The organism is Catenovulum agarivorans DS-2, assembly GCF_000568405.1.
Taxonomy (GTDB): Bacteria; Pseudomonadota; Gammaproteobacteria; order Enterobacterales; family Alteromonadaceae; genus Catenovulum; species Catenovulum agarivorans_A.
Window position 1 is genome coordinate 1 of record NZ_ARZY01000074.1, and the last position, 2,892, is coordinate 2,892.

Consider the following 2,892-nt stretch of genomic DNA (forward strand, 5'->3'; position numbering starts at 1 on the left):
CCATATGCCTTATTTGAAGAATACTTTGAATATTTGGTGAGTTGTTCGGAATTTCCATGCGACCTTGCCCCAAGTCTAGTGCCTTCCAAGTTCATTCGGGAGCTATAAGTAAACATTTGAACCGCTAATTTAGCTATCAATCCATATAAACACTGGTTGCCAAGCTTACGGTAAGTTATAATTGCCGCCATTTTTCGCGCGAAATTCGGGCAAATAGCCCCTAACTAACAACAAGATATTCAAACTATATGGCTAAGTACGATATCAAAACCTTCCAGGGTTTAATCCTGGCATTACAAGATTATTGGGCGCAGCAAGGCTGCGTAATAGTGCAACCTTTGGATATGGAAGTCGGTGCAGGTACTTTCCACCCAATGACATTCTTACGTTCATTAGGACCAGAGCCGCACAACTGCGCATATGTGCAGCCGTGCAGACGCCCGGCTGATGGCCGTTATGGTGAAAATCCAAACCGCTTGCAACACTATTATCAGTTCCAAGTAATTTTGAAACCTTCACCAAGCAACATTCAAGACTTGTATTTAGGTTCGTTGGAGTTATTAGGTTTCGATACCCAAACTCATGATATTCGTTTTGTTGAAGATAACTGGGAGTCACCAACATTGGGTGCTTGGGGGCTTGGTTGGGAAGTTTGGTTAAACGGTATGGAAGTCACCCAGTTCACTTATTTCCAACAAGTTGGTGGCTTAGAGTGTAAACCTGTATCAGGTGAAATTACCTATGGTTTAGAACGTCTCGCTATGTACATTCAAGGTGTCGACAGTATATATGACCTAGTGTGGGCAAATGGTCCAATGGGTACAGTGACATACGGAGATGTGTTCTTACAAAACGAAGTGGAGCAATCAGCCTATAACTTTGAACATGCAGATGTAGACGCATTATTTTTGCAATTCGACCAATGTGAAAAAGAAAGTGCCAAATTAATTGAAAAAGGTTTGCCGTTGCCAGCGTATGAGCAGGTTATGAAAGCATCACATGCATTTAATTTATTAGATGCACGCCATGCAATTTCAGTAACTGAGCGTCAGCGTTACATTTTACGTGTACGTACTTTGGCAAAAGCATGTGCAGAAGCGTATTACGCAGCACGTGAAGAATTAGGCTTCCCATTATTAAAGAAGGTTTAACATGGCAACTGAAAATTTATTAATCGAATTAGGTACAGAAGAGCTGCCACCAAAATCTTTACGTAAGTTGGCAGAAGCTTTTGCAGAAAATGTTCAAGCAGGTTTAGATGGTGCAGAGTTAGCATATGAACAAGTTAAATGGTTTGCATCACCACGTCGTTTAGCGGTAAAAGTTACCGCGCTTGCTAGCCAACAACAAGATAAAATTGTTGAAAAGCGAGGCCCTGCGGTAAAAGCAGCATTTGATCAAGACGGCAATCCAACTAAAGCTGCTTTAGGTTGGGCGCGTGGTAATGGAATTGAAGTCGACCAAGCTGAAAGGTTAGAAACTGATAAAGGCGCTTGGTTGATGTATAAAGCTGAGGTTAAAGGTAAACCTGTTGCTGAGTTAATTCCTGAAATCGCAGCCAAAGCATTAGCCAAATTACCCATTCCTAAACCTATGCGTTGGGGTGATTCAGATGTGCAATTTATTCGACCAGTACACACGGCTACAATTTTATTTGGCGGCCAGTCAATTGATGCTGAATTATTAGGGGTTAAAACTGGTTTAGAGCTACAAGGTCATAGATTCCATTCTAAAGGCCGTGTGCAAATTAACCATGCTGACGAATACGAAGCTGTGTTAGAAAAGGCATTTGTAGTTGCTGATTTTGAGGCGCGAAAGGCACAAATTAAACATCAAGTAGAAGCAAAGGCGGCTGAACTCGGTGGTGTCGCTGATTTAGATGATGACTTATTAGACGAAGTAACAGGCTTGGTTGAGTGGCCTGTATTGTTGGTGGCATCGTTTGAAGAAAAGTTCTTAGCTGTGCCGGATGAAGCGTTAATTTATACTATGAAAGGCGACCAAAAATACTTCCCCGTATTAAATAAAGATGGTCGCTTAATGAACAACTTTATTTTTATCTCTAATATTGAAAGTAAAGATCCAAGCAAGGTAATTGCGGGGAACGAAAAAGTCGTTCGACCACGCTTAGCTGATGCTGAGTTCTTTTTCAATACCGATAAAAAGAAGTCACTTGAAAGCCGTTTAGATAGCTTGAAAACAGTATTATTCCAACAAAAGCTTGGGACCTTGTTCGACAAGTCAGAGCGTATTGCTAAGCTTGCTGCGTTTATCGGTGACAAAATTGGCGCGGATGCTCAATTGGCACAGCGTGCAGGTTTGTTATCTAAAACTGACTTAATGACTGATATGGTGATGGAGTTTCCTGAAGTTCAAGGTGTTATGGGGATGCATTATGCTAACCATGACGGTGAAGATTCAGCGGTCGCCAATGCTTTAAATGAGCAGTATCAACCTCGTTTTGCCGGTGACCAATTGCCACAAGCACCTGTCAGTTGTGCAGTTGCATTAGCGGATAAATTCGACACACTTGCGGGTATCTTTGGTATTGGCTTGTTACCAAAAGGGGACAAAGACCCATTTGCTTTGCGTCGTGCAGCAATTGGCGCGTTGCGTATAATTGTTGAAAATGAGTTAGATCTGGACATAGCTGAAATCACAGAGCATGCAATCAGCCTTTATGGAGATAAACTTACCAGCGACACCGCAGTAAATGATGTAGTTGAGTTTATTTTTGGCCGTTTCCGAGCTTGGTATCAAGACCAAGGTTACCAAGTCGAAATTATTCAAGCTGTATTAGAGCAGCGCCCAACTCAACCGCTTGATTTTGATTTACGTGTTAAAGCAGTATCTGAGTTTAAACAACTTGAAGCGGCAGAAGCATTGGCAGGG

2 protein-coding genes are annotated in these 2,892 nt (G+C 41.9%); both read left to right on the forward strand.

All coding sequences use genetic code 11. The features are described 5' to 3' along the window. The first annotated feature begins 248 nt into the window (after window positions 1-248). Complete coding sequence (gene glyQ, locus DS2_RS19135; RefSeq protein WP_035016691.1) at window positions 249-1,151, forward strand: glycine--tRNA ligase subunit alpha; 903 nt, start codon at window positions 249-251, stop codon at window positions 1,149-1,151. A gap of 1 nt (window position 1,152) precedes the next feature. Continuing rightward, the coding region (glyS, locus tag DS2_RS19140) for a glycine--tRNA ligase subunit beta (protein ID WP_035016692.1) at window positions 1,153-2,892 on the forward strand (1,740 nt) is incomplete at its 3' end.